At 59.1% G+C, this 23,259-nt stretch carries 31 protein-coding genes and 1 riboswitch; of the genes, 25 read left to right on the forward strand and 6 right to left on the reverse strand.

What is annotated here, in order from left to right; genetic code table 11:
• The 4 genes from ACTQXM_RS06815 to ACTQXM_RS06830 all read right to left on the reverse strand — a co-directional run bounded on the left by ACTQXM_RS06815 (position 1) and on the right by ACTQXM_RS06830 (position 2,773).
• Positions 1-306, reverse strand: a complete 306-nt coding sequence (locus tag ACTQXM_RS06815; protein WP_427717667.1) for a hypothetical protein — start codon at positions 304-306, stop codon at positions 1-3.
• 215 nt (positions 307-521) lie between these two features.
• Complete coding sequence (locus tag ACTQXM_RS06820) at positions 522-944, reverse strand: hypothetical protein (RefSeq protein WP_441537398.1); 423 nt, start codon at positions 942-944, stop codon at positions 522-524.
• Between the two features lie 8 nt (positions 945-952).
• A riboswitch (SAM riboswitch) is annotated at positions 953-1,043 on the reverse strand.
• Between the two features lie 265 nt (positions 1,044-1,308).
• Complete coding sequence (locus ACTQXM_RS06825; protein WP_441537399.1) at positions 1,309-1,998, reverse strand: hypothetical protein; 690 nt, start codon at positions 1,996-1,998, stop codon at positions 1,309-1,311.
• A 121-nt stretch (positions 1,999-2,119) separates the two neighbouring features.
• Positions 2,120-2,773, reverse strand: coding sequence for a helix-turn-helix transcriptional regulator (locus ACTQXM_RS06830; RefSeq protein WP_441537400.1), 654 nt, complete (start codon positions 2,771-2,773; stop codon positions 2,120-2,122).
• A 267-nt stretch (positions 2,774-3,040) separates the two neighbouring features.
• Here ACTQXM_RS06830 and ACTQXM_RS06835 point away from each other — a divergent pair, with 267 nt between their 5' ends.
• Positions 3,041-3,631: a nucleotidyltransferase family protein gene (locus ACTQXM_RS06835; protein ID WP_441049181.1), complete on the forward strand. Its 591-nt coding sequence runs from the start codon at positions 3,041-3,043 to the stop codon at positions 3,629-3,631.
• Between the two features lie 113 nt (positions 3,632-3,744).
• On the opposite strand, the gene yqeC is transcribed toward ACTQXM_RS06835, so the two are convergent.
• A complete protein-coding gene (gene yqeC / locus ACTQXM_RS06840; RefSeq protein WP_441537401.1) occupies positions 3,745-4,482 on the reverse strand; it encodes a selenium cofactor biosynthesis protein YqeC in 738 nt (245 codons plus the stop codon).
• Between the two features lie 102 nt (positions 4,483-4,584).
• Between yqeC and yqeB the strand changes: the two genes are divergently transcribed.
• The 24 genes from yqeB (at position 4,585) to ACTQXM_RS06960 (ending at position 20,902) form a co-directional block, all read left to right on the forward strand.
• Positions 4,585-5,379, forward strand: a complete 795-nt coding sequence (gene yqeB / locus ACTQXM_RS06845; protein ID WP_441537402.1) for a selenium-dependent molybdenum cofactor biosynthesis protein YqeB — start codon at positions 4,585-4,587, stop codon at positions 5,377-5,379.
• A 9-nt stretch (positions 5,380-5,388) separates the two neighbouring features.
• Positions 5,389-6,432: an XdhC family protein gene (locus tag ACTQXM_RS06850; protein WP_441537403.1), complete on the forward strand. Its 1,044-nt coding sequence runs from the start codon at positions 5,389-5,391 to the stop codon at positions 6,430-6,432.
• 298 nt (positions 6,433-6,730) lie between these two features.
• Positions 6,731-8,044, forward strand: coding sequence for a uracil-xanthine permease family protein (locus ACTQXM_RS06855; RefSeq protein WP_441015023.1), 1,314 nt, complete (start codon positions 6,731-6,733; stop codon positions 8,042-8,044).
• A 307-nt stretch (positions 8,045-8,351) separates the two neighbouring features.
• Entirely contained in the window at positions 8,352-8,909 is a 558-nt protein-coding gene (rplE, locus tag ACTQXM_RS06860; RefSeq protein WP_154516073.1) for a 50S ribosomal protein L5, read from the forward strand.
• Positions 8,910-8,988: 79 nt separating this feature from the next.
• Positions 8,989-9,174: a type Z 30S ribosomal protein S14 gene (locus tag ACTQXM_RS06865; RefSeq protein WP_022094280.1), complete on the forward strand. Its 186-nt coding sequence runs from the start codon at positions 8,989-8,991 to the stop codon at positions 9,172-9,174.
• A gap of 119 nt (positions 9,175-9,293) precedes the next feature.
• Complete coding sequence (gene rpsH / locus ACTQXM_RS06870; RefSeq protein WP_006235262.1) at positions 9,294-9,692, forward strand: 30S ribosomal protein S8; 399 nt, start codon at positions 9,294-9,296, stop codon at positions 9,690-9,692.
• A 33-nt stretch (positions 9,693-9,725) separates the two neighbouring features.
• The gene (gene rplF, locus ACTQXM_RS06875; protein ID WP_370450587.1) at positions 9,726-10,262 is read left to right on the forward strand and encodes a 50S ribosomal protein L6; all 537 of its coding nucleotides are present in this window, start codon (positions 9,726-9,728) and stop codon (positions 10,260-10,262) included.
• A gap of 75 nt (positions 10,263-10,337) precedes the next feature.
• Entirely contained in the window at positions 10,338-10,706 is a 369-nt protein-coding gene (rplR, locus tag ACTQXM_RS06880; protein ID WP_118270231.1) for a 50S ribosomal protein L18, read from the forward strand.
• A gap of 14 nt (positions 10,707-10,720) precedes the next feature.
• The gene (rpsE, locus tag ACTQXM_RS06885; RefSeq protein WP_154516070.1) at positions 10,721-11,245 is read left to right on the forward strand and encodes a 30S ribosomal protein S5; all 525 of its coding nucleotides are present in this window, start codon (positions 10,721-10,723) and stop codon (positions 11,243-11,245) included.
• A gap of 2 nt (positions 11,246-11,247) precedes the next feature.
• Positions 11,248-11,430 carry a 50S ribosomal protein L30 gene (gene rpmD / locus ACTQXM_RS06890; RefSeq protein ID WP_154516067.1) on the forward strand — a complete coding sequence of 61 codons (183 nt, stop codon included), beginning with the start codon at positions 11,248-11,250 and terminating at the stop codon, positions 11,428-11,430.
• Between the two features lie 3 nt (positions 11,431-11,433).
• Positions 11,434-11,883 carry a 50S ribosomal protein L15 gene (rplO, locus tag ACTQXM_RS06895; protein WP_006235267.1) on the forward strand — a complete coding sequence of 150 codons (450 nt, stop codon included), beginning with the start codon at positions 11,434-11,436 and terminating at the stop codon, positions 11,881-11,883.
• Positions 11,877-13,163 carry a preprotein translocase subunit SecY gene (secY, locus tag ACTQXM_RS06900; RefSeq protein ID WP_370450586.1) on the forward strand — a complete coding sequence of 429 codons (1,287 nt, stop codon included), beginning with the start codon at positions 11,877-11,879 and terminating at the stop codon, positions 13,161-13,163. Before rplO ends, secY begins: the two co-directional genes overlap by 7 nt.
• An 18-nt stretch (positions 13,164-13,181) precedes the next feature.
• On the forward strand, positions 13,182-13,808 hold the full coding sequence (locus tag ACTQXM_RS06905) for an adenylate kinase (protein WP_154516064.1): 627 nt from the start codon (positions 13,182-13,184) through the stop codon (positions 13,806-13,808).
• Positions 13,805-14,593: a type I methionyl aminopeptidase gene (map, locus tag ACTQXM_RS06910; protein ID WP_329738298.1), complete on the forward strand. Its 789-nt coding sequence runs from the start codon at positions 13,805-13,807 to the stop codon at positions 14,591-14,593. Before ACTQXM_RS06905 ends, map begins: the two co-directional genes overlap by 4 nt.
• A gap of 232 nt (positions 14,594-14,825) precedes the next feature.
• Entirely contained in the window at positions 14,826-15,044 is a 219-nt protein-coding gene (gene infA, locus ACTQXM_RS06915) for a translation initiation factor IF-1 (RefSeq protein WP_035137443.1), read from the forward strand.
• A 150-nt stretch (positions 15,045-15,194) separates the two neighbouring features.
• The gene (gene rpmJ / locus ACTQXM_RS06920; RefSeq protein WP_006363204.1) at positions 15,195-15,308 is read left to right on the forward strand and encodes a 50S ribosomal protein L36; all 114 of its coding nucleotides are present in this window, start codon (positions 15,195-15,197) and stop codon (positions 15,306-15,308) included.
• A gap of 14 nt (positions 15,309-15,322) precedes the next feature.
• Positions 15,323-15,697: a 30S ribosomal protein S13 gene (gene rpsM / locus ACTQXM_RS06925; protein ID WP_154516058.1), complete on the forward strand. Its 375-nt coding sequence runs from the start codon at positions 15,323-15,325 to the stop codon at positions 15,695-15,697.
• Positions 15,698-15,711: 14 nt separating this feature from the next.
• Complete coding sequence (gene rpsK / locus ACTQXM_RS06930; protein WP_006235274.1) at positions 15,712-16,116, forward strand: 30S ribosomal protein S11; 405 nt, start codon at positions 15,712-15,714, stop codon at positions 16,114-16,116.
• Positions 16,117-16,135: 19 nt separating this feature from the next.
• Positions 16,136-16,732, forward strand: a complete 597-nt coding sequence (rpsD, locus tag ACTQXM_RS06935) for a 30S ribosomal protein S4 (protein WP_441537404.1) — start codon at positions 16,136-16,138, stop codon at positions 16,730-16,732.
• Between the two features lie 32 nt (positions 16,733-16,764).
• On the forward strand, positions 16,765-17,706 hold the full coding sequence (locus ACTQXM_RS06940; RefSeq protein ID WP_154516055.1) for a DNA-directed RNA polymerase subunit alpha: 942 nt from the start codon (positions 16,765-16,767) through the stop codon (positions 17,704-17,706).
• Positions 17,707-17,736: 30 nt separating this feature from the next.
• Entirely contained in the window at positions 17,737-18,219 is a 483-nt protein-coding gene (rplQ, locus tag ACTQXM_RS06945) for a 50S ribosomal protein L17 (RefSeq protein WP_271742473.1), read from the forward strand.
• Between the two features lie 92 nt (positions 18,220-18,311).
• Positions 18,312-19,136 (forward strand): tRNA pseudouridine(38-40) synthase TruA, encoded by an 825-nt coding sequence (gene truA / locus ACTQXM_RS06950; protein WP_441537405.1) that lies wholly within the window; start codon positions 18,312-18,314, stop codon positions 19,134-19,136.
• Positions 19,137-19,282: 146 nt separating this feature from the next.
• Entirely contained in the window at positions 19,283-20,332 is a 1,050-nt protein-coding gene (locus ACTQXM_RS06955) for a glycosyltransferase (protein WP_441537406.1), read from the forward strand.
• Between the two features lie 132 nt (positions 20,333-20,464).
• Complete coding sequence (locus tag ACTQXM_RS06960) at positions 20,465-20,902, forward strand: arginine repressor (RefSeq protein ID WP_154516043.1); 438 nt, start codon at positions 20,465-20,467, stop codon at positions 20,900-20,902.
• Positions 20,903-21,074: 172 nt separating this feature from the next.
• On the opposite strand, the gene ACTQXM_RS06965 is transcribed toward ACTQXM_RS06960, so the two are convergent.
• Positions 21,075-23,255, reverse strand: coding sequence for a transglycosylase domain-containing protein (locus ACTQXM_RS06965; protein WP_441537407.1), 2,181 nt, complete (start codon positions 23,253-23,255; stop codon positions 21,075-21,077).
• Between the last annotated feature and the right edge of the window lie 4 nt (positions 23,256-23,259).

The raw sequence follows: 23,259 nt of genomic DNA on the forward strand, positions 1-23,259 counted from the left end.
TCAATCTAGTTCCTCGGCGTTTTTCGAAAGCGATTCCTTCTGTATCTCGAGCTTTCTGATTTTTGTTTCGAGTTCTCGTATCTTTCTTTTATCTCTGAAACTTTTCTTCTGTATTGACTCAAGCGCTATGAGTTTGGCTTCTTGCTTCCTGATTATTTTTTGAAGCTTCGAAAACTCTTTCTCTGCTTCGTGCTTCTCTAGGCTTTTTCCGAGGAAGAGGCCCGCAGCAAGGGTGCCAAGTGGTGTGACGATCCTCTTCCAGTTCTTGCTCAGGAACTGGAGTGCTTTATTGAAAAATGATCCCATCGACTCGCTCCCTGGCAATGACTGAATCCGTTTACACATTTTACCTTGAACCCTGTGCCACTGACTCAGTTGCCGGCTCATTGGGGGCGATCGATGGCGATCGGTGAGTGTTCGGCGGTTTGGATATACTTGCAGAGCTCACGTGGAGTGGATTGCTTTCAGCTTAATTGGTGAGGCGGCGGCGCCGACAGTTCGATAACGCCACCGCTCTGTCTCTAAACCCCCGCAACCCCACGCGCGGCACTCAGCAGCTCGTACTCCCTCTGGCTCCACTGACGCAGCCCGGCCGCGCGCAGGGCATCTCGGCACAGGTCCAAAAACACCTTAGCGCCCTCGCAGAAGCACTCGCGGGCAAAGGCGCCGGATCCGTCCGCAACGCATGTGCCGTCGGCGAACAGCTTCCAGCTGGATGGCTCGCGCGAGTCGTCTCCGAGCAGCTTGATCTGCAGTACGTGCGGGTCGCCGGCGGCGCAGAGCTCTTCCTCGAGCTTCTGTACCGTAAAGCGCATCTGGTGGGAGAGGCTGTTCTTGACCATGGCCGAGGCATAGCCGTTCGGCTCGTCTAGAAGATGCATTCGTTTTGGCTTGGCTGCCAGGTTGTGGAAGTTGCGCTCACTGCGCACGGAGAAATTGTCCATACGGATTCCTTTCATCGATGTTGGCAGGGCCACCGTGCCTCTTGGCCGGTTGGCGTCGGGATCGTGGAGCCAACTCTCTACCCCGACTCTGGATAAAACGCGCCCGCTCCTTGCGGGCACGATGGAGTCTATCAGCGCACGCGGACACAAATCAAGCGTCGCCTGCGAAATGATGTGCAGACGGCGCTTGATTACGCGGCAATTATTCGGCCAACATTCGGAAAAGTGTCGAAATCAGCCGTAAGAAAGTACGGAAAAGTGTCGAATCTGACGGTCTCAACATCTGGAAAAGTGTAACCGGATAACAAAACAGCACGTAGAAGCTGGTGCTACATATGGACGTTTCAGCCGCCCTCAGCCCTCGCTACTCGCCCCCGTCGTTGGGGTCGCCCTTGAGGTTGTTGACGTCGAGGTAGTCGTTGCTCTCGTCCTCTTTTTGCTGCGTTGCCGATTCGGACTCGACGGGGCTGCGGAACAGCTGGAATCCCTCAAACGCAATGACGCCAAGCAGCACCACGACGATCGCTATAAAGATAATCTTTGCTACTGGATTGAAATCCAAAAAGCGCGGCGCCTCTTCTGCGGCGTAGTAGTCGCCATAATAATCGTCGTTATCAGTGTGGCTATCGGTGTATGAGGACGTGGGTATAGCTTGCGCATGGTCGTCCGGCTCGTATTCGGAAGCGGACGCGGCGACAAGCGGATTTACCGGCTCGCCGAGCGTCGGCGCGCCGGCAGATGTTTCGTCCAGATCGGCATCAGCCCAGGAATCGAAGGCAAACTGACGGGTCGCAAAGTCGTCGAGATCTGCAACGGGCGGTTCGGGCGCAAGATGCTGCGCCGCGGCGATAAACGATGCCGTCTCGGAAGGATCGCCTGCCGAATGGGTTCCGTCGCCCATGAGCTCGTCGGCGGTCCAGGGGCGATCGCTCATCACGTCGTCGAGGCTCAACGCAAACAGATCGTCTTCGCCCTCGTCAAACGCGCGTTTCGCATGCCTGGCGGCAGAAGCGAAGCCTCCGTGGCCGTTGCGCGATGCGTTGCTCGACCCCATATTGTTCCATCCTTTCGAACTGTCTCGTCCTTCGATTATATGGAACTTGCCTTGCGGCCGAGTCTTGGATTCGTGCATTCCAGAACTCACGCCCAAAAGGGGAGGGGCGCAGGCGCGCTGACTATTTGTCGCCGGCGGCAGCCTTTGCCTCGTTGAGGTAGCTATAGAAGCTGTACTTAGAGATGCCAAAGAACTCGCAGGCACGCTCGCTCGACTTGGAAATGAGGAAGGCGCCGCGACGATCGAGGTAGCCAATGGCGCGAATGCGCTCATCCTTGGTCATAAGGGCTGCGGGCTTGCCCACGTATTGCTCGCACTCGCGCAGCAGATCTTCGAGCAAGTCGCCGATGGTTTTGGTAATGGGCTCGGGCTCGGTGAAGCCCGTGCCGTCGGTGCCGGTAAAGGCATCGAGCGAGCGCTCAAAAGCTTTCATGAGCGTAATGTCAAAGTTAATGCCCAAAATGCCGACGGGCTTGCCCTCGTCGTTGCGGATAAAGATGGTCGAGGACTTAAGCAGCTTGCCATCGGCGGTTTTGGTGAGGTATGGCTCGCGGTCGTGCACGTCGGTGGTGTCCTCGTGCATGGACTCAAACACAATATGGCTGGGACCGTCACCCAGTTTGCGTCCGCTTACATGGCCGTTTTCGATCACTACGATGGAGTGGTCCACGTCCTCGGTCTCCAGATCGTGGACGACGACTTCGCAGTTAGGGCCAAACTGGAGCGCCAGGCCGTGTGCAAGGCGCTTATAAAACTCAATCTGTGCGGGGGTCATCGGTGCCTTCCTAAAAATTAGTTTGGGCACACTTTGCCATAAACCCCACTTGTTCGCAAATAACGAAAGTGCCGCTGCGTTATGAGCGAAACACCGCCCGTTGGTTCCAGGCCTAAAGCCGGGTTGAGGTAAACCATGTAAAGGGGGCGCTCTGCCAACCGGCGGGGTGCCCTCTTTTTGCATCGTGGGCGTGCGGGATAAGCGCTTTCGATGTAGATGCCCCGCGACGCGCGTTATGGGTACGATGGCTTCAGGGGAGGTATCGCCATGAAACTTGGTTGCGTCATTATGGCTTCGGGCGAGGGCAAGCGGTTTGGCTCTAACAAGATGCTTGCCGATATCTATGGCGAGCCGCTGATTGCCCGGACCATCGATTCGGTTCCCCGGGGCTTTGACGTTGTGGTTTCGACGCGTTGGCCCGAGGTTGCTCAGATTTGCGAGGACAAGCATTGCCCGTGCGCGCTGCACGAGGGCGAGCTGCGCAGCGAAAGCGTCCGTGCGGGCCTTTCGTGGGGAGTCGATCACAACTGGAAAGGTTGCCTCTTTTTGCCGGGCGACCAGCCGCTCGTGAGTTCGGATTCCTTTGAGGCACTCGCCGGTGCTTTTAAGGCCAACGGCGGTGTCGCGCCCGTGCGTCTTGCCCTGAACGGCGAGCCGGCCTCTCCGGTGCTGTTCCCCGCGAGTTTCTTTCCTAACCTTATGGGGCTTAAGGGCAAGGACGGCGGATCGTCGCTGCTGCGCGGCCGTGCCGATATCCAGTTGGTCGAGGCACGTGCCTACGAGCTGTGGGATGTCGACACCGCCAAGGGCCAGCGCCGCGTCTCAGAACACGTTGCGGCCTGCTACGTGCCCCGCTAGCAGGGGGTGCCGCCAGGGTAGCTAATTTGGGACGGGGCTCTTTTAGCTACCCTGCCTACCTGATGATTTTTCTCTCAACATGGGGTAGCTAAAAGAGCCCCGTCCCAAATTAGCTACCCCTGGAGGCTGGTGGCGACGACGGGGCGGCCGAGGGCAGCCTCAAAGCGGTCGGCCATCGTGGGGTCGCTGAGCGCGTCGACTTGGTTGAGTATGACGTGCGCGGCGTCGAGCCTCAGCGCCTGCATCTCGGCATTGAGCACCTGGGCGACGCGCTCGGGCGTGGCGGTATCGGTGAGCTCGCAGCCGCAACGCTCGCAAAAGAGCTCGGGGCGGTGGACGGCTTCGTTGATGGGCTTGCCGAGCCCCGAGGCGCCGACGATCCAGACGATGTTGGCCGTGCCAGAGGGAATCACCGGCTCCCAGGCGGCGTGGGCTTTGAGCGGGAGCCGCTTGCTGCCGTCCGCCTCGGCCAAGACGTAGTTAAAGCGCTGTGCCAGCTCGCCGAGCGGCTCGGCGGGGGCGGAGAGCTTGCCCGTCTCGGGATCCAAGACACCTGCTTGGCAGATGCTTCCCCGCGCAAGGCCCGCGCAGGCCTCGCAGGTGCAACCGGGGACATGTGCGGCGCCCGGCTTCCAAGGTACGGCGTCCAGGCGACGACCCGTCCCGTCCCATGGCACGCCGGCGACGGGAAACATGTGCGTGGTGGTGCAGAGGAGCACGCGGCCGCCCGCGCGCATAAGCTCAAGGCCGAGCGTCTTTAGCAAGGTCGACTTGCCACCGCTGCCGATAATCGCGGTAATGCCCGGCTCGAGCTTGAGCGCGGAGGCAAGGTTTCCGCTCGTCGTTTCCATCTGTTCACCGCCGTATAAAACTGTGATAATAAATAATCATCAGAGTAGCGGTCGAACCGCTTTTGCTCTGCTCAAACCGTAGCACAGGGAGGTGCCCCGGAAATGCTCGTTTATGTTCGCGGCGCCGGCGATATCGCCACGGGCGTCGCCGCCCGCTTGGTGCGCGCCGGCGTGTCGGTTGTCATGGCCGATATCGCGGTCCCCACGTGCATCCGTCGCACGATCAGTTTTTGCGAGGCCATTCGCCTGGGCGAGGTTCAGGTTGAGGGCATTCGCGCTCGCTTGGCGCAGACGCCGGCAGAGGCGCTTGCAATTACCCAGGCCGGAGATGTCGCCGTTGTGGTGGATCCCCAGGCCAAGATGCTCGGCGAACTTAAGCCCGCTGCTGTGGTCGACGCGATCCTGGCTAAGCGCAACTTGGGCACCACGCGCGATATGGCGCCTGTCGTCATCGCCGTAGGACCGGGCTTTACCGCGCCGGTCGATTGCGATGCCGTGGTCGAGACCATGCGCGGTCATTTTCTCGGCCGCGTCATCACCCAGGGCTCGCCCCAGCCCAATACGGGCGTGCCGGGTGTCATCGCCGGGTATGGCAAGGAGCGCGTTATCCACAGCCTCGCCGCCGGTGTGTTTAGGTCCGACCGCGTGATCGGCGACATCGTGAGTGCCGGTGATGTGATTGGGTATGCGGGCGATGCGCCCATGGTCACGCAGATTGACGGCTGCTTGCGCGGCCTTTTGGCCGACGGCGTTCTGGTGACCGAGGGCTTTAAATGTGCCGACGTCGACCCGCGCGGCGATGCCAGCTATATCAACTATATTTCGGACAAGGCGACGTCGGTCGGCGGCGGCGTACTCGAGGCGCTCGCCATGTTCACCGACGTTTTTAGGGGATAGGAAGCGACGATGGAAAAGCTCGATGTGGTGAATGCTGCGCTTGGCGCTCTGAAGGCCGGTAAGACGTGCGAGCTGGTGGTAGTGGCCGGCACGGCAGGGTCATCGCCGCGCGGCGTGGGCGCCTGGATGGCCGTCTTTGCCGATGGCAGCCAAGCGGGCACCATCGGTGGCGGTAAGATTGAGCTCCTTGCGCTGGACGAGGCGCGCGAGCTGCTGGCCGCAGGGCAATCGCGTCTGGTCCGCTACACCATGGGCGGCGAGAACTCCGATACCGGCATGATCTGCGGCGGAGCCATCTGCCTGTGTTATCTGCACCTGGATGTATCGCAAGCGCCGTTGTTCCAGTCGGTTGCCGACGTCTTGGCGTATCGACGCATCGGCGACTTCGTCATCGACTTTGAACCGTTTATCGCAAGCGCGCTCGAAAGCGACGCTGCCGAATACCATGGCGAGGAGTCGCGCCGCACCATTGTGGGCTGCCCCGGGCTTTCGCTGACGGAAGAGGGGAGTAAGGTCACCTACACCAACGCCGCCTCCGAGATTCCCCCGGCGCACATCGAGACGCTTTGCCCCGAGGGCCTGACATACATCTTTGGCTGCGGGCACGTGGGCGCCGCGACGGCGCGCGTGCTCACGGCGGCGGGCTTTGCCGTCGTGGCTTGCGACGATCGCCCCGGCACGTTGACACGCGAATGGGTACCCGGCGTCTACGACCGTCGTCTGGTCGACTACAAGAACCTGGACGAGTTATGCCCCATCGGTCCGCGCGATCTGGTAGTCGTCGCCACGGCGGGCCACAAGTCCGATATCGATGTGGTGATTCAGGCCTTGCGCGCCAAGCCCGCCTATTTGGGTTGCCTGGGTTCGCGCCGCAAGACGGCCTTTGTGCGGGCTCGCTTGGAGCAGGAGGGCTTTACGCAGGACCAGATCGACGAGCTGCACCTGCCGATCGGCGTTGCCATTCAGGCCGAGGATCCCGAAGAGATCGCCATCTCCATCGCCGCCGAGATGATCCATCTGCGTCGCACCAAGCTCGTCCCCCGCAAGCGCTAGTCGCATCCCAGGGGTAGCTAATTTGGGACGGGGCTCTTTTAGCTACCCTGCCTGCTCGATGATTTTTCTGGGACGGGGATTTAAAAATCATTAGGTACGCAATGATTTTTAAATCCCCGTCCCAGAAAAATCATCTCGAGGCGTTCGCTCACTGTTGGGTAGCTAAAAGAGCCCCGTCCCAAATTAGCTACCCCAGCCCTCTGCCGCATGCGGGTCAAAATGCTACCTGTGCCATATGCCCTATAATGTCCGCCCGTTGGGCGGCATAGGGCCGCTGCCTAGGGTATGGGAGGCGCAAATGGCAGAGTCGGTGGCAGGGGACGCCCTGTTCGAGCGTACGGGAAAAGTTTCGTTTGTGCAGGTATTGCCCCATGCACTGCAGCATGTGCTGGCGGCATTCGCGGGTATCGTTACGCCCGCTATCATCATCGCGTCGGTCTGCGGCTTTACCCCTCAAGAGGAAGCCGCCGTCATTCAGGCGTCGCTGGTCCTCTCGGCGCTTGACATTTTCCTTCAACAGTTCCCCATAAAAGGCATCGTCGGCTCGGGCCTGCCCATCGTGATGGGCGCGAGCTTTACCTTCGTGCCGGCACTTAAAGCGGTCGGTCTTGAGCTTGGTTTTGAGGCCGTGCTGGGCGCTCAAGTTATCGGCGGCGCGCTCGTCGTACTCTTCGGTCTTTTGTTTAAGCGCGTGAGCTTTCTGTTCCCAGCTCCGGTGCTCGGTACCGTCATCTTTGTCATTGGCCTGTCGCTGTGCCCGGTTGCCGTGGCGTCCATGGCAGGCGGGGAGGGCGCGGCCGATTTTGGCAGCGTCACCAACTGGACCGTCGCGCTCGTGACGTTTGTCGTCACCTTTATGGTCGGTAACTACGGCAAGGGCGCGCTCAAGCTGGGCAGCATCCTGGCCGGTATCTGCGCAGGTTTTGTCGTTGCGGCGGTGTTGGGCATGGTCGACTTATCGGCTGTCGCGACTGCAAGTTGGTTTGCCCCACCGGCGTTTGGCGCCCATCGTCTGGTGTTCGATCCAGCGGCGTGCGCCGTGGTGGGCGTTGTGGCCATCGTGAACGCCGTGCAGGTTATGGGAGAGTTTGCCGCCGTGTCCTCTGCTGCGCTCGATACCCCCGCGACCGATAGTCAGATCTCGGGCGGATTGATCGCCAATGGTCTCGTCGGTATGCTCTCGGGCTTTTTGGGCGGCGTCCCCACGGCAACCTTTGGCCAGAATGTGGGCATCATCGCCGAGAACAAGGTCGTCAACCGTATGGTCTTTACGCTCGCCGCCGCCATTCTGCTCGTCGCGGGCCTGCTGCCCAAGTGCGCGGCAGTGCTCACGTCCATTCCGCAGCCGGTGATCGGCGGCGCCACCATTGGCGTGTTCGCAACCATCGGCATGAACGGTGTGGTCATGTTTTCCCGCCACGGCCTGTCTCAGCGCGATACCACGCTCATGGGTCTCTCTATCGCCTTTGGCACGGGCATTGAGCGCACGGCCGGCGCGCTTGCCGGCGCTGGATTCCCCGCATGGGTCGACACCGTCTTTGGCGGATCCTCCATTGCCGTCGCCGCACTTGTCGCCGTCGTCCTCAACCTGGTCCTGCCTCGCCAAAAATAACGCCCCATATATGAGTTGCGGTGAAATACGGATTGTTTAAGCCTGTTAGGCCGCCAAACAGTCCCTATTTCACCGCAACTGTTTTTTGGGACCCATTTGTGCGGGGGAGTTGTGGAGTTGTGCAGGCAGACGATGTTTTTCTGGAAATACGCACCCAATGCGCGTATAGTACCGATTGTTTTGTCGGCTCCTGCTGCGTCGAGTCCAAACCGCGAAATGCCATGAGCGGCGCGGATGCAGTCAGGAGGCACGAGGACAACCCACCGTGGCCACGCCCCGTGCTTAAAACCCCAAGAAGGAGTGAACAATGGCAGAAGAGAAGTATGTGCCGCGTCTGAAGGCCAAGTACAACAACGAGGTCAAGCAGCAGCTTCAGGACAAGTTCCAGTACGAGAACGTCATGATGATCCCCAAGTTTGAGAAGATCGTCGTGAACATGGGTGTCGGCGAGGCCGCTACCGATTCCAAGGCCATCGACGGTGCCGTGCGCGACCTGCGCGCCATCACCGGCCAGCAGCCGATGATCACCCGTGCCCGCAAGTCCATCGCTACCTTCCGCCTGCGCGCTGGTATGCCGATCGGCTGCAAGGTTACCCTGCGTGGCGACCGCATGTGGGAGTTCTTCGATCGTCTGACCTCCGTCGCTATCCCCCGTATCCGCGACTTCCGCGGCATCTCCGCCAAGAGCTTCGACGGCCGTGGTAACTTCTCCATGGGCGTCACCGAGCAGCTCATCTTCCCCGAGATCGACTTTGACTCCGTCGATCATCAGCGTGGTATGGACATCACTTTCGTGACCACCGCCAACACCGATGAGGAGGCCAAGGCCCTTCTGGACGCCTTTGGTTTCCCGTTCAAGAAATAGGTTCACCTGCCCTATAAGCGCCGTTCCCACAAGGGGGCGGCGCTTGGGGCGAACAATACTCTATGTGAGGAGGATATAAGTGGCTAAGACATCGATGATCGTCAAGTGCAATCGCAAGCAGAAGTTCTCTACTCGTGAGTACACGCGCTGCCAGCGCTGCGGCCGTCCGCACTCTGTGTACCGCAAGTTCGGCCTGTGCCGTGTCTGCTTCCGCGAGCTTGCACTCAAGGGCGAGCTTCCCGGCGTTAAGAAGGCCAGCTGGTAAGTCACTACCAGCGTTTCAAGCATCCGTTTGGAACAGGGAAAACGTGCTAGTTAGGCTTTGCCGTTAAGGGCGGCGAAGAACCAAGAGCACGTGTTCATCAAGAACGAAGGAGAATCTGTATGAACCTTACAGACCCGATCGCAGATATGCTTACGCGCATTCGTAACGCTAACTCTGTGAACAAGGCCACGGTCTCCATGCCGAGCAGCAAGAAGCTCGTCGAGATCGCTCGTGTTCTGCACGAGGAGGGCTACATCGAGGGCTACGATGTCGAGGACACCGTTCCCCAGAAGACTCTGCACATCACGCTTAAGTATGGTCCCAAGAAGGCTAAGGTCATCAACGGCATCCGCCGCATTTCCAAGCCGGGCCTGCGTAAGTACACCGGCGTTGCCGACATGCCCCGCGTCCGCGGTGGCCTTGGTACCGCCATTATTTCCACCAGCCATGGCGTCATGACCGACCGCGATGCTCGCAAGCACAACGTCGGCGGCGAGATCATCGCTTACGTCTGGTAATTCGCTCGGTAGGTAGAAGGAAAGGAGATCACCGTGTCTCGTATCGGTAATAAGCCTGTCCAGATTCCCGCCGGAGTCGAAGTGGCAGTCAACGGCAACAACGTTGTCGTCAAGGGCCCCAAGGGCCAGCTCGAGCTCGATGTCTATGAGAAGCTCGCTATCAACATCGAGGACAACGTCCTCACCGTTTCCCGTCCCGACGACGAGCGTGAGACCCGTGCCCGCCACGGCCTCACCCGCGCCCTCATCCACAACATGGTTGTTGGCGTTTCCGAGGGCTTCGAGAAGAAGCTCGAGCTCGCCGGCGTCGGTTACCGCGTGCAGCAGAAGGGCAAGAACCTCGAGTTCTCCCTGGGCTTCTCGCACCCCGTGATCGTCGAGGCTCCCGAGGGTATCACCTTCGAGGTTCCCGACAACACCCACGTGAACGTCAAGGGTATCAACAAGCAGCAGGTCGGTCAGATCGCCGCTGAGATTCGCGGCCATCGTCCTCCCGAGCCTTACAAGGGCAAGGGTATCCACTACGTTGGCGAGCACATCCGCCGCAAGCTGGGTAAGGCCGCCAAGTAGTCGTAACCGACTCACTCGCATAAGACCAGCACCCCGTTAGGTGCTGGCAAGATCAACCTTTTTAGGAGTTTACGTATGAACAAGCATAAGGCGAAGCTGGAAGGCCTCAAGCGTCGTCAGCGTCGTGTTCGCGGCAAGATCTCGGGTACCGCCGAGCGTCCGCGTCTTCGCGTGACCCGTACTAACGCCAACATCTATGCCCAGATTATCGACGACAGCAAGGGCTCCAGCCTGACGCTCGTCTCTGCCTCGACCCTCGAGGCCGAGTTCAAGGGCACCCACACCTCGAACAAGGAGGCTGCGGAGAAGGTCGGTCAGCTCGTTGGCAAGCGTGCCATCGAGGCCGGCATCACCAAGGTCGCCTTCGATCGCGGTGGCCGTATCTACCATGGCCGCGTCAAGGCCCTCGCCGACGGTGCTCGTGCCGCCGGTCTCGAGTTCTAGGAGGTATGTAGCACATGGCTCGTAATCAGAAGCAGCAGCGCGAGGCCTCCGAGTTCGAGGAGCGCGTCGTTTACATCAACCGCGTGTCGAAGACCGTCAAGGGCGGTCGTCGCATGAGCCTCGTCGCTCTCGTCGTCGTTGGCGATGGCAAGGGCAACGTCGGCGTTGGCATGGGCAAGTCCGCTGAGGTGCCCATGGCTATCTCCAAGGCGTCTCTCGATGCCAAGAAGAACATGTTCCACGTGCCGGTGACCGAAGAGGGCACCATTCCGCACGAGGTTATCGGCCACTTTGGTGCCGGCCGCATCATCATCAAGCCCGCTGTCGAGGGTACCGGCGTTATCGCCGGCGGCGCTGTGCGTCCCCTCTTTGAGCTTGCTGGCATCAAGAACGTCCTGTCCAAGTCCCTCGGTACCGACAACGGCCTCAACATCATCAAGGCTGCCGTCGAGGGCCTCAAGGAGCTCTCCAGCCCTGAGGACGTCGCGGCTCGCCGTGGCCTGACGGTCTCCGAGATGTTCGTCGGTAAGGAGAACTAAGCATGGCTGACACCATCAAGATCAAGCAGGTCCGCAGCACCAACGGTTGCAAGCAGGACCAGGTCCGTACTGTCCGTGCCCTCGGTCTCCACAGGATCCGCGAGGTTCGCGAGATTACTGACAACGAGTCCGTCCGCGGCATGATCTTCAAGGTCAAGCACCTTGTCGAGATTGTAGAGGAGTAGCAAATGCAGCTTCACGATCTTACTCCCGCGCCCGGTTCCACCAAGAACCGCAAGCGCGTTGGCCGTGGCAATTCTTCGGGTCACGGCACCACTTCTGGCCGCGGCCAGAAGGGCCAGGGCTCTCGCTCTGGCGGCACCAAGGGTGCCGGCTTCGAGGGTGGCCAGACTCCGCTGGCTATGCGCCTGCCCAAGCTTCCGGGCTTCCGCAACCCCCGTCGTATCGAGTACACCGCTGTTAACGTTGAGCGTCTCGAGCGTAAGTTCGAGGATGGCGCTGTGATCGACGGTGCCGCTCTTAAGGCCGCTCGCATCACCAAGAGCGAGTTCGAGCCCGTCAAGGTGCTCGGCAATGGTGAGCTTACCAAGAAGTTCACGGTCAAGGTCGACAAGGTCAGCGCTTCTGCGCAGGCCAAGATCGAGGCCGCCGGCGGAAAGGTCGAGCTGCCGTGCTAAATGGTCTTAAGAATGCTTTCCGCATCAAAGAACTGCGCGAAAAGATTCTTTTTACCATAGCTATGCTCGTCGTGTACCGCATTGGTGCGCACGTTCCTGTGCCCGGCATTCCCTTCCAGGGGATGCTGGGCCTTTTCTCGACCGATAACAATTCGGTCGCCGCAGGTGCTATGGCCCTCCTGAATCTTTTCTCTGGCGGCGCGTTGAGCTATGTGTCGGTGTTTTCGCTGGGCATCATGCCCTACATCACCAGCTCGATCATCCTCCAGATGCTCCAGGCCGTTGTGCCTTCCCTGCATGAGCTTGCCCGCGAGGGCGAGGTCGGTCAGACCAAGATTACGCAGTATTCGCGTTACCTCACCCTGGCTCTGGCAATCCTCAACTCCGTGGGCTACCTCTTCCTCTTTAAGAGCTTCGGCATCAGCTTTAATGGCGCCGCCGCTCCCGAGATCATCTTCGACCTCATGATCGTCGGCACGCTCACCGCGGGCGCCATGCTGATCATGTGGATTGGTGAGCTCATTACCCAGCGCGGTATCGGCAATGGCATGTCGCTGATCATCTTTGCGAACATCATGGCCGGTCTGCCGCAGGCGATCTTCTCCAGCACCGAGGGCAATGGCGGTGGCATCATCACTATGGTGATCATCTGCGCCATCATCCTGCTGGTTATCCCGCTGATCGTTTTCCTTGAGCGCGGCCAGCGCCGCATTCCTGTCTCCTACGCTAAGCGCGTCGTGGGCCGTCGCATGATGGGTGGCCAGACCACCTACCTGCCCATCAAGGTCAACACCGCGGGTGTCGTGCCGATCATCTTCGCTTCGGCGCTGCTGTACTTCCCGGCTCAGGTTGCCGTGTTCTTCCCCGGCATCGGCTGGATTCAGGCAGTTGCCTCTGCGCTTTCGACCGGTTGGCTCAACTGGGTGCTTAACGTTGTCCTCATCGTGTTCTTCGCGTACTTCTACACCTCCATGGTGTTCAATCCCGATGACACGGCCGACAACCTTAAGAAGCAGGGCGGCTTTATTCCGGGCGTTCGTCCGGGTAGGGCTACCGCGGCCTACATCAAGAACGCGCTCAACAAGATTACGCTTCCCAGCGCTGTCTTTTTGGCGCTCATCGCCATCGTGCCTTCGATCATCTTCTCCTTCACGGGCAATCAGCTGATCCAGGCATTTGGCGGCACGTCCATCCTCATCATGGTCGGCGTCGTGCTCGACACGGTCGACAAGCTCGAAGGCCAGATCAAGATGTATGATTACGATGGATTCTTTAAATAGGCTAGAGGAGGATTGCTCATGAACCTCGTATTGCTCGGAGCTCCGGGTGCCGGTAAGGGCACCGTTGCACAGGAGCTCGTCGCCGAGTTTGGCGTCGCCCACATCTCCACGGGCGACCTGCTGCGTGCTGCCGTCAAGGGTGGCACCGAGCTTGGTATTCAGGCTAAGAAGTACATGGACGCTGGCGAGCTCGTTCCCGACCAGCTCGTGATCGACCTTGTCAAGGAGCGCCTTGCCGCCGATGACGCCCAGCAGGGCTTCATCCTCGACGGCTTCCCGCGCAACACCGCCCAGGCTGTGACGCTCGATTCCGAGCTCTCCACCATGGGTCGCGAGATCGACTGCGCCCTTCTGGTCGACGTTGCCCCCGAGGTCATCATCGATCGTCTGTCTTCGCGTCGCACCTGCCGCGCCTGCGGTTACACCGGCACTGCTGCCGATGTTACCTGCCCCAAATGCGGCGGCGAGATGTATCAGCGCGACGACGATAAGCCCGAGACCATCAAGAACCGTCTCGACGTCTACGAGAAGTCCACGAGCCCGCTTGTCGATTACTATCGTGGCCAGGGTCTGCTCAAGTCGGTCAACGGTGACCAGGCTCGCGAGACCGTATACGGGGATGTCAAAGAGGCCCTCGGTCTATGATTAAGATTAAGTCTGCAACGCAAATCGAGCAGATGAAGAAGGCAGGAGCGCTATCTAAGATGGCGCTCCGCCACGTTGGAGCCATGGTGCGTCCCGGCGTTTCGACTTTTGAGCTCGATCAGCTCGCGGAGCAGATTATCCGCATGCATGGCGGCACCCCGGCCTTTAAGGGTTACGGCGGGTTCCCGGGGACCATTTGCGCATCGATCAACGATGCCGTGGTCCACGGTATTCCCAACCCCGATATGATCCTGCGCGATGGCGATATCATCTCTATCGATACGGGAGCCGTTGTCGACGGTTGGGTTGGCGATAACGCATGGACGTTTTTCGTCGGCACCCCTACGCCCGAGGCCAAGGCCCTGTGCGAGGTCACGCGCGATTGCCTTAAGGCTGCCATTGAGCAGGCTGTTCCCGGTAACCATATCGGGGATGTTGGTTATGCCGTCCAGTCTCTCGCCGAGTCTCACGGTTATGGCGTGCTTCGTGACTATGTGGGTCATGGCATTGGCCGCGTGATGCACGAGGACCCCAACGTTCCTAACTATGGAAAGAAGGGGAGGGGCGTTCGCCTCCAGGCCGGTATGGTCATTGCCATCGAGCCGATGGTAACGATGGGTTCCAACCATGTGAGCACGGGCTCCGACGGTTGGATCGTCACCACCAACGACCACCTGCCCGCCGCGCACTACGAGAACACCGTCGCCATCACCAATGACGGTCCGGTGATTCTCACCACCGATGCGCAAGGATCCTGGTGTTCGCTCCAAGGCGGAGAAATGTAAAAGTCGCCGCCCCCTGATGCCCAACCTCGCCTTTCAATTTCGAAGGCATGACCCCAAGGTCTATGCCTTCTCATTTCAAGGCGATCTTGGGTACCAGGGAACGGCTTTGTTTTACATTTCAAATGTAATAAGTTCACCGTAGTTGTGGAGCCATTACGAAGTTATTACGATGCGTGTATACGTGTTGTAGAATACTCAATCGCTGTCGTTTTCTAGAGAAAGATGATTGCTTGTGAAGAAGGAAGACGCAATTGAGCTCGAGGGTACGGTAAAGGAACCGTTGCCTAATGCCATGTTTAAGGTCGAGCTCGAGAACGGTCATTCGGTTCTGTGCAACATTTCTGGCAAGATTCGAATGAATTACATCCGTATTCTCCCCGGTGACAGGGTTGTCGTGGAGCTTTCCCCGTACGACCTGACCCGCGGCCGCATCACCTATCGCTACAAATAGCGGCACGCATACACACACTCTATTTCCGACTGCAGGCTTAGCTCAACCTACGGTCGGATTGTGTGTGAAGACCAGCCATAGTTTTAAACGCCTGCGGCTGGGCGAGTAGATAGTAGGGAAGTAGTTTGAGCGCTACCGAAAGGAAGAACGATGAAGGTACGTCCTTCGGTCAAGAAGATGTGCGATAAGTGCAAAATCATTAGGCGCCATGGCAAGGTCCTCGTCATTTGCGAGAACCCCCGTCATAAGCAGCGTCAGGGTTAAGAGAGGAGACTACGTTGGCCCGTATTAATGGTGTCGACCTCCCGCGTGAGAAGCGCGTTGAGATCGGTCTGACCTACATTTACGGCATCGGCCGCACCACTGCGACGAAAATCTGCGTCGAGTGCAACGTTAACGTGGATACGCGCGTTAAGGACCTCACCGAGGATGAGGTTAACGCCATCCGCGAGTATATCGACAAGAACCAGATCATGGTTGAGGGCGACCTCCGCCGTGAGCGCAACCAGAACGTCAAGCGCCTTATGGACATCGGCTGCAACCGCGGCCTTCGTCACCGCAAGGGCCTCCCGGTCCGCGGCCAGCGCACCCACACTAACGCTCGTACCCGCAAGGGCCCGAAGCGTCAGATCGGTGCTAAGAAGAAGAAATAAGGAGCGCTAGATAGATGGCTACTGCTAAGAAGAACGTTCGCGCTGCCCGTCTGAAGCGCGCGGACCGTAAGAACATTTCCGTGGGCCAGGCTCACATCCGTTCTACGTTCAATAACACGATCGTTTCGATCACCGATCCCCAGGGCAACGTCATTTCCTGGAAGTCGGCTGGCCAGGTGGGCTTCAAGGGCTCCCGTAAGTCCACGCCGTTCGCTGCCCAGATGGCTGCCGAGGCTGCTGCCAAGCAGGCCATGGAGCACGGTATGAAGAAGGTTTCCGTCTTCGTCAAGGGCCCCGGCTCCGGTCGTGAGACCGCCATCCGCTCCCTCCAGGCTGCTGGCCTCGAGGTCTCGAGCATTCAGGACAAGACCCCCATCCCGCACAACGGCTGCCGCCCCAAGAAGCGTCGCCGCGTGTAACTGAAAGGATCGTATCAATATGGCAATCGACAGGACTCCTGTTCTTAAGCGCTGCCGTCAGCTCGGGATCGATCCCGCTGAGCTCGGTTACAGCAGCAAGAAGGAATCTATCCGTCAGCCCAAGCGCCGTCGCAAGGAATCTGAGTACGGCATGCAGCTGCGCGAGAAGCAGAAGGTCAAGTTCATCTATGGCGTTCTGGAGAAGCAGTTCCACGGCTACTTCAACAAGGCCCGTAAGATGAACGGCGTCACCGGTGAGAACCTCATGATCATCCTTGAGTCTCGCCTCGACAACGTTGTTTTTCGTCTTGGCTTCGCTCGCACCCGTAAAGAGGCTCGCCAGTCCGTCCGCCACGGTCACTTCACCGTGAACGGCAAGCGCGTGGACATCCCGTCCTACCGCGTCAAGGCCGGCGACATCGTCGCTGTCGGCGAGAAGTTCCGTGACCTCCTCCCCATCAAGGAGGCTCTGATTTCCTCCGAGCGCTTTGAGGTCCCTGGCTGGCTTGAGGTCGATATCGAGAAGCTGTCTGGTAACGTGCTCGCTCTGCCGACGCGTGAGCAGATCAGCGGTGATATCAACGAGCAGCTCATCGTCGAGCTCTACTCTAAGTAGTCCATCCGGGCTGCTGAGGCTGGAGGTAATACATGTCAGAATTCATTAGGCCTCAGGTTCAGGTCGAAGAGATCAACGAGACGTCTGCTCGTGTCTCCGTCGAGCCGCTCGAGCGCGGTTACGGCGATACGCTGGGCAACTCCTTGCGTCGCGTTCTTCTGTCCTCGCTCGAGGGTGCCGCCGTCGAGGCTATTCAGATCGATGGTGCGCAGCACGAGTTCATGACCATCCCTAACATGGTCGAGGATGTCACTGACATCGTCCTGAATGTCAAGGGTCTTGTCTTCAGGGCTCTCGGCACGACCGACGAGGCGACCGCCACCATCTCGGTTGACGGCCCCTGCGAGGTCACCGGTGCGGACTTCTTTATTCCGTCCGAGTTTGAGTTGGTCAACCCCGAGCAGCACATCGCTACGCTCACCGAGGGTGGCCATCTCACCATGAGCATGCGCATCGGCTATGGCCGCGGCTATGTCTCTGGCGAGGCCAACAAGCGCGACAACGATCCCATCGGTGTGATCCACGTCGACTCGCTGTACTCGCCGGTATCCCGTTGCGCCAAGCTCGTTGAGGCTTGCCGTGTCGGTCAGCACACCGACTACGACCGCCTTGTCCTCGAGATCGAGACCAACGGCTCCATCGCCCCGCGCGACGCCGTGGTCCAGGCCGCCAATATCATCAACCAGCATATGGCTGCCTTTATGAACCTTGCCGAGACCCCCGAGGTCGAGGAGGAGGTTTCGATCTTCGCTCCCGAGGTCACCAACGACAACGCCGAGCTGGACAAGCAGATCGAGGATCTGGACCTTTCTGTCCGTTCCTACAACTGCCTTAAGCGTGCCAGCATTCACTCGGTCCGTCAGCTCGTTGAGTTCTCGGAGAACGATCTTCTGAACATCCGCAACTTCGGTGTTAAGTCGATCGAGGAAGTGAAGGACAAGCTTGAGTCCATGGGCCTGAGCCTGAAGGCTTAATGCTTCGCATATTTGAGGAGAAACTAGACCATGCGTCACAACGTTAAGAAGGGCCTGAAGCTCGGCACCGATGCGAGCCACACCAAGGCCATGAAGAAGAGCCTGGCCAAGGCCCTCTTCGAGAACGACCGCATCAAGACCACCGAGACCCGCGCTAAGGCGCTGCGTTCGGTTGTCGAACCGATCATCACCTGGGCCAAGAAGGGCGACCTGCACTCTCGTCGTCTGGCTATCGCCAAGCTCGGTGATAAGCAGCTCGTTGCCGAGATCTTCGACAAGGCTGCTCAGGGCATGTGGCAGGATCGCAACGGCGGTTACACCCGCATCATGAAGCTCGGTAACCGTAAGGGCGACAACGCTCCCATCGTTATCATGGAGCTCGTCACCGAGCCTTGCACGCCCAAGGCCAAGAAGGCTGCTCCGGCCCCCAAGAAGGCCGCTGCTCCCAAGAAGGTCGAGGCTGTCGAGGAGACCGCTGCCGAGGAGGCTCCTGCTGAGGAGACCGCTGAGTAGACAATTCGTCTGCATAGGCTATATTCGAGGGGTACGTTCGCGTACCCCTCTTTTTTTGTCACGATATCGTTGTTTGTTTGTTGGGAGCGCCCATGACCGCGCCGTCTGATTTCAATTTGACTCCAGAGCTCGATGCCACGTTGGTGTTTCGTGTTGCCTATGACGGCTCGTCCTATAGCGGATTTGCCGAGCAGCCGGGGCAGACGACGGTTGCCGGAGAGCTGCGTCTTGCCATAGAGACGCTCTTGCGCCGTTCAGTCGATTTGACATGTGCCGGGCGCACCGATGCAGGGGTGCATGCGGTGGCCCAATACATCAGCGTGCCCGTTACGGATGCTGAGCTCGCTTTAACGCGCCGCAGGTGGCTGCGAGCTATGGACGCGCTGCTGCCCAAAGATATCGCCGTTAATGAGGTCTACAAGGCCCGTAAGGGCTTTTCTGCGCGTTTCGACGCACGTTCTCGGACCTATACCTACCGCATTGCCGATCGCGATGCGCGTCCGGTGCTATCGCGTGGTGCGGTATGGTGGCATCGTTATCCTTTGGACGTGGATGCGATGGCAGCCGCCTGCCCAGCGCTTTTGGGCGAACAGGACTTTAAGAGCTTTTGTAAGGTCGCTTCTGCCGTGGGCAAGCCAACGCATCGTTGCGTGATGCGTGCCGAGTTTGGCCACGAGGTCGCCTTTGGCGAGGATATCCTCACGTTTACCATCGAGGCCAATGCGTTTTTGCATTCGATGGTGCGCACCATCGTGGGAACGCTCGTCGAGATCGGCATGCATCGCCGCGATCCCGAGTGGATGCGCGAGGTGATTGACGCTTGCGATCGTACTGCTGCGGGTCCCACGGCGCCGGCGTGCGGCCTTACCTTTATGGGCGTAGATTATGACCCCACCGAGCTCGTCGCGCTCGAATAGGTGAGAAGCGAGAGCCATCTAAGTATGCTGCTCGTGTGGGCGAGCCGTGTGCAACATCTGTTCTTGGCGTGCAGCGCATCAGGCGACTCATTGCGTTTATTGCCGGGGTGTACCATGAACGGCAGTTGATTATTGCTGTCGAGAGGATGGATAACTTGCTTCGACGTGGCTCGCTTCCGCGACTTTCGGTGATCCTTGTTGTGGAGGGTTCGCCCAGCTACGCGATGCGTGCACTCGAAAGCGTCCAAAACCAAGACCTCTACGATATGCAGATTGTCGTTGCATGTCGCAACGCTGCGCCGGGCGTTCGTCATTCGCTCGATGTTGCCGCGGGCAGAGATATTCACATCGATTTGATAGACGTTGACGATCCGTCGAGCGGAGCTTGCCTTCGCGAGGGTTTTGCCGCTTCGCGCGGGGCCCACATTATCGCTATGAGCGCCGACGAGTGGTTTGCGCCGCACGCGTTTTTGGCAATGCTCGATGTCGCTTGTGAGACCTCGGCAGATATCGTATTTCCCTCGGTGTCGCTCGATCGCTACGATACGCATCGGGAACGCCATTCTCGTATGTTGGACGCGCAATCCATTGCCCTTGCCGACGATGGAGACCGGGCTTTAGGCCTGGCCAAGCTGGTCGAGAGCGGTCTGGTTTGTCGACATTCCGGCGTGATGTATGAACGCTCCCTGTTTGAGTTGTGTCTTCAGCATGCCGAGTCGTATCGTGCGATCGCCTTTTTGGCGCCTGCCCTTTCGCATGCGGAACGCGTATTTGGGTGCGCCGAAGCTTGTTTCCATACGGCCGCGCCATCGGTTGCGGATTCATTCGACCCCACCATGTTCTCGCGACTTTCCGACGACGCCAAGGCGCTTGAAGAGCTTTGCGTGCCATTTGACGCAATAGATGACGATAACCATCTAAAGCTGGCCTGCCAACGGTTTTACTATGGCCGCTTGGTTGCTTGTATCGAGAATTTGTGCCTGAGCCCCCATGGGGTGTCTTCAATTGAGCGCACGGCACGATTGCGTGATATGCTCAACGACGTGCGGACCCGCCAGATGGCGGTGGCCCTTAAGGGAGAGCGCCGAGACCTTGGGCTTTTGTTTGGGCCGATTGCCAACGTTAAGCCTATGCGCTGCGTTATGTATGCGCATCTGGCTGCTTTTTTGAACAGAACGGGCGCAAGGATAGCCTAGCTGTGTCATATTCGAAAATAATTTGCATAGAATTGTTTCGAAATGCGTTCTTATTCACAAATAGCCTCAAATAGCGCTAAACTATTCAATCACTGATAGATTGTCTTCGCCATCTATGGAGTGAGGTTTTATATGGCTAAAAAACGCAACGGGCGCCAGGATGCCATCAGAGATATCGTGCGCAATAAAGACGTGCGTACGCAGCGCGTGCTGGTGGACGAACTCCGCGCCATGGGCTTTGATTGCACGCAGGCGACGGTTTCGCGTGACATCGCCGATATGGGGCTGCGCAAACTGCCCGAGGGCATCTATGTTCTGGCTGAGGACCTGCACCTGCAGCGCATGGTCTCCGAGCTGGTTACCGGTGTGTTGCGCACCGACAACCTGGTTATGATTAAGGCTCAGCCCGGCACCGCCTCGGGCATTGCCGCGGCTGTCGATGCGGCCGAGCTGCCCGATGTGCTCGGATCGCTTGCCGGCAATGACACGATTTTGGTTATCGCTCAGACTGCCGAGGATGGCGAACGCCTCGAAGCGCTGATTAACAAGCTCAGCGCCGCGCGTAAATAGCTTTACGCGCGTATACAACGCCAGCTAAGACGGTGGAAATACAGGGGCGTCGGTTTTGAGCCGACGCCCTATTTGTGACGGTGCTATCGTGGCATCTCGATTGCGCGCGATATGCCATGTATGTCCCAGCAAAAAGCGCCCGAGCATTTGAGCTGCTCGGGCGCTTTGATATCTACTGACCTGTGGAGGGATCGGGGGTCGGGCTAGGGCTGGGATCGGGGGTCGGGCCAGGGTCGGGGCTGGGGCTGGGATCGGGGCTGGGGCTGGGGTCGGGAGTAGGGGTGGTACTGCCGCCATCGCCTTCGCCGCCGGTGTTACCGCCCTCGTTGCCGCTCCCGCCGGTGGTCTCCGTCTCTTCTTCCTCGTCTTCGTCCTTATCCTCGTCCTCTTCCTTCTTCTTGTTGTTTGTGCCGTAGAACTTCCAGACGTTATTGTTCTTGTACGTGGGAGCCGTTCCGGTCGGGAACTCCTCGCGCTCGGCGCCCGCAAGAACGGTGTTCATGAACTTCTTAAAGACGGGCAGGTTGGTGCTGTCGCCCAGCAGGTCCGAACCGTACTTTTGGATGGGAATCTCGCCTGCGGAATAACCGGTCCACAGGGCGCATGCCAGTTGCGGCGTGTAGCCGCAGAACCACAGGTTGGTGGTGTTGTCAGTGGTGCCCGTCTTGCCGGCATAGGGCTGGTTGACGCTCAGCGCGCCGGCGGCACCCGTGCCGCTGCCCTGCATGACGCCGGATAGAACGTCGGTAACCGCGGCAGCCTCACCTTCGGTGAGCACCCGCGTGGGATTGTCAGTGTGCTGGTACAGAACCGAGCCGGTACGCGAGTCGATCTCGGTGATGGCGATCGGCTGGCGATAATAGCCGCCGTTGGCAAAAGCGGCGTAGGCCGATGCCATCTCGAGCGGTGAGATGGACCCGGTGCCGAGCGTCATGACGGGAACGTCCTCGATATTGTCCTTGGCGGGATCGATGCCGAGCTTTTTGACGAGCGACATGATCTTGTCATTGCCGATGGCTTCGGCCACCTGAATATAGCCGGTGTTGGATGAGTATGCCGTTGCCTGCTTAAGCGTGATGTTGCCATAGCTCTGTTTGCCATAGTTTTGCACCTCGGTCGTGGTGCCCTTGGCCTTGAGTGGCGAGTTGCAGTTGAGAATGACGTTGGGGTTCATGCCGTTTTGGATGGCAGTTGCCAGCGTAAAGGCCTTAAACGTGGAGCCCACGGGGCGCTTTGCCGTAGCGTGGTTCACGTGATTCTCGTCGGCGTTGTAGTCGTAGCCGCCCACCATGCACTTGATGTAGCCGGTCTTGGGGTCAACGACAACCATGCCCATGTCCAGGCCATCGAGCGAAAGCGTGTCGAGCTGTGAGCGCACAGCCTCCTCGGCCACCTGCTGCATGGTGGGGTCGATGGTGGTCTTAACAGTCAGGCCACCCTTAAAGAGTACGTCGGTGGAGAACTCCTGCTCGAGCAGCTGCTTGACGTAGGAGACAAAGTAGGGCTGTGAGTATACGTCGACGCCGCTGCCCGAGATCTCGGTCACGTTGAGGGTGATGGGCTCAGCCTGCGCGGCATCGTGCTCTTCCTGCGTGATGTGGCCCAGGCGCAGCATGTTGTCGAGCACCTTATTGCGGCGGGAAAGCGCCAGGTCGGGATTGACCGTGGGGTCGTACTGTGAAGGCGAGTTGGGCAGACCGATGAGCAGCGCGGCCTCGCTCAGGGTGAGGTCGGAAGCACTCTTGGAGAGGTAGGTCTCGGCGGCGGCCTCGATGCCATAGGCGCCGTGGCCATAGTAAATGGTGTTGAGGTACATCATGAGGATCTCGTCTTTGGAGTACATGTCCTCCATCTTGATGGCGATATAGGCCTCGCGCACCTTACGCTCGATGGTCGAGTCGAACTGCTCCTCCTGCAGGATGGTGTTGCGCACCAGCTGCTGGGTGATGGTCGAGGCTCCTTCGTGGCCGCCGGCAAGGGTTGCCACCGAGGCACGCGCGATGCCCAAGAGGTCGATGCCGCCGTGCTCGTAGAAACGCTCGTCCTCGACGTCGATCGTGCCCTGCAGGACGTACGGGGAGACCTGGTCCTTGGTGATGGACTTGCGGTTTTGGGTATAGAAGCTGGCGATCTTGTTGCCGTTGCAGTCAACAATCTCGGTAGGCTCGCTGACCAGGTAGGCGTTGGCGTCGGTGTAGTCGGGCAGGTCGGACAGCCAGCGGTTGACGTTGCCGATCATGCCGATGCCAAATGCTACGCCCGCGATGAGCAAAAAGCCCAAAAGCGAAAGCAGGATGACGGGCAGAGCGTGCGTCTTAGAGCGACCGTGTCCCTGTCGTTGGCGAGGACCCATATGT

The organism is Collinsella sp. LCP19S3_D3 (assembly GCF_052121455.1).
GTDB lineage: Bacteria > Actinomycetota > Coriobacteriia > Coriobacteriales > Coriobacteriaceae > Collinsella.

Coding starts and splice junctions, on each gene's coding strand:
- ACTQXM_RS06820 (WP_441537398.1), bottom strand. CDS start 944: ATGGACAATTTCTCCGTGCGCAGTGAGCGCAACTTCCACAACCTGGCA.
- rpmJ (WP_006363204.1), top strand. CDS start 15,195: ATGAAGGTACGTCCTTCGGTCAAGAAGATGTGCGATAAGTGCAAAATC.
- ACTQXM_RS06940 (WP_154516055.1), top strand. CDS start 16,765: ATGTCAGAATTCATTAGGCCTCAGGTTCAGGTCGAAGAGATCAACGAG.
- ACTQXM_RS06850 (WP_441537403.1), top strand. CDS start 5,389: ATGGAAAAGCTCGATGTGGTGAATGCTGCGCTTGGCGCTCTGAAGGCC.
- yqeB (WP_441537402.1), top strand. CDS start 4,585: ATGCTCGTTTATGTTCGCGGCGCCGGCGATATCGCCACGGGCGTCGCC.
- rpsH (WP_006235262.1), top strand. CDS start 9,294: ATGAACCTTACAGACCCGATCGCAGATATGCTTACGCGCATTCGTAAC.
- ACTQXM_RS06855 (WP_441015023.1), top strand. CDS start 6,731: ATGGCAGAGTCGGTGGCAGGGGACGCCCTGTTCGAGCGTACGGGAAAA.
- truA (WP_441537405.1), top strand. CDS start 18,312: ATGACCGCGCCGTCTGATTTCAATTTGACTCCAGAGCTCGATGCCACG.
- ACTQXM_RS06955 (WP_441537406.1), top strand. CDS start 19,283: ATGGATAACTTGCTTCGACGTGGCTCGCTTCCGCGACTTTCGGTGATC.
- rpmD (WP_154516067.1), top strand. CDS start 11,248: ATGGCTGACACCATCAAGATCAAGCAGGTCCGCAGCACCAACGGTTGC.
- yqeC (WP_441537401.1), bottom strand. CDS start 4,482: ATGGAAACGACGAGCGGAAACCTTGCCTCCGCGCTCAAGCTCGAGCCG.
- ACTQXM_RS06835 (WP_441049181.1), top strand. CDS start 3,041: ATGAAACTTGGTTGCGTCATTATGGCTTCGGGCGAGGGCAAGCGGTTT.
- ACTQXM_RS06965 (WP_441537407.1), bottom strand. CDS start 23,255: ATGGGTCCTCGCCAACGACAGGGACACGGTCGCTCTAAGACGCACGCT.
- rplE (WP_154516073.1), top strand. CDS start 8,352: ATGGCAGAAGAGAAGTATGTGCCGCGTCTGAAGGCCAAGTACAACAAC.
- ACTQXM_RS06825 (WP_441537399.1), bottom strand. CDS start 1,998: ATGGGGTCGAGCAACGCATCGCGCAACGGCCACGGAGGCTTCGCTTCT.
- map (WP_329738298.1), top strand. CDS start 13,805: ATGATTAAGATTAAGTCTGCAACGCAAATCGAGCAGATGAAGAAGGCA.
- rpsE (WP_154516070.1), top strand. CDS start 10,721: ATGGCTCGTAATCAGAAGCAGCAGCGCGAGGCCTCCGAGTTCGAGGAG.
- rpsD (WP_441537404.1), top strand. CDS start 16,136: ATGGCAATCGACAGGACTCCTGTTCTTAAGCGCTGCCGTCAGCTCGGG.
- ACTQXM_RS06960 (WP_154516043.1), top strand. CDS start 20,465: ATGGCTAAAAAACGCAACGGGCGCCAGGATGCCATCAGAGATATCGTG.
- rplO (WP_006235267.1), top strand. CDS start 11,434: ATGCAGCTTCACGATCTTACTCCCGCGCCCGGTTCCACCAAGAACCGC.
- ACTQXM_RS06830 (WP_441537400.1), bottom strand. CDS start 2,773: ATGACCCCCGCACAGATTGAGTTTTATAAGCGCCTTGCACACGGCCTG.
- rplQ (WP_271742473.1), top strand. CDS start 17,737: ATGCGTCACAACGTTAAGAAGGGCCTGAAGCTCGGCACCGATGCGAGC.
- rplR (WP_118270231.1), top strand. CDS start 10,338: ATGAACAAGCATAAGGCGAAGCTGGAAGGCCTCAAGCGTCGTCAGCGT.
- ACTQXM_RS06815 (WP_427717667.1), bottom strand. CDS start 306: ATGGGATCATTTTTCAATAAAGCACTCCAGTTCCTGAGCAAGAACTGG.
- rpsK (WP_006235274.1), top strand. CDS start 15,712: ATGGCTACTGCTAAGAAGAACGTTCGCGCTGCCCGTCTGAAGCGCGCG.
- ACTQXM_RS06905 (WP_154516064.1), top strand. CDS start 13,182: ATGAACCTCGTATTGCTCGGAGCTCCGGGTGCCGGTAAGGGCACCGTT.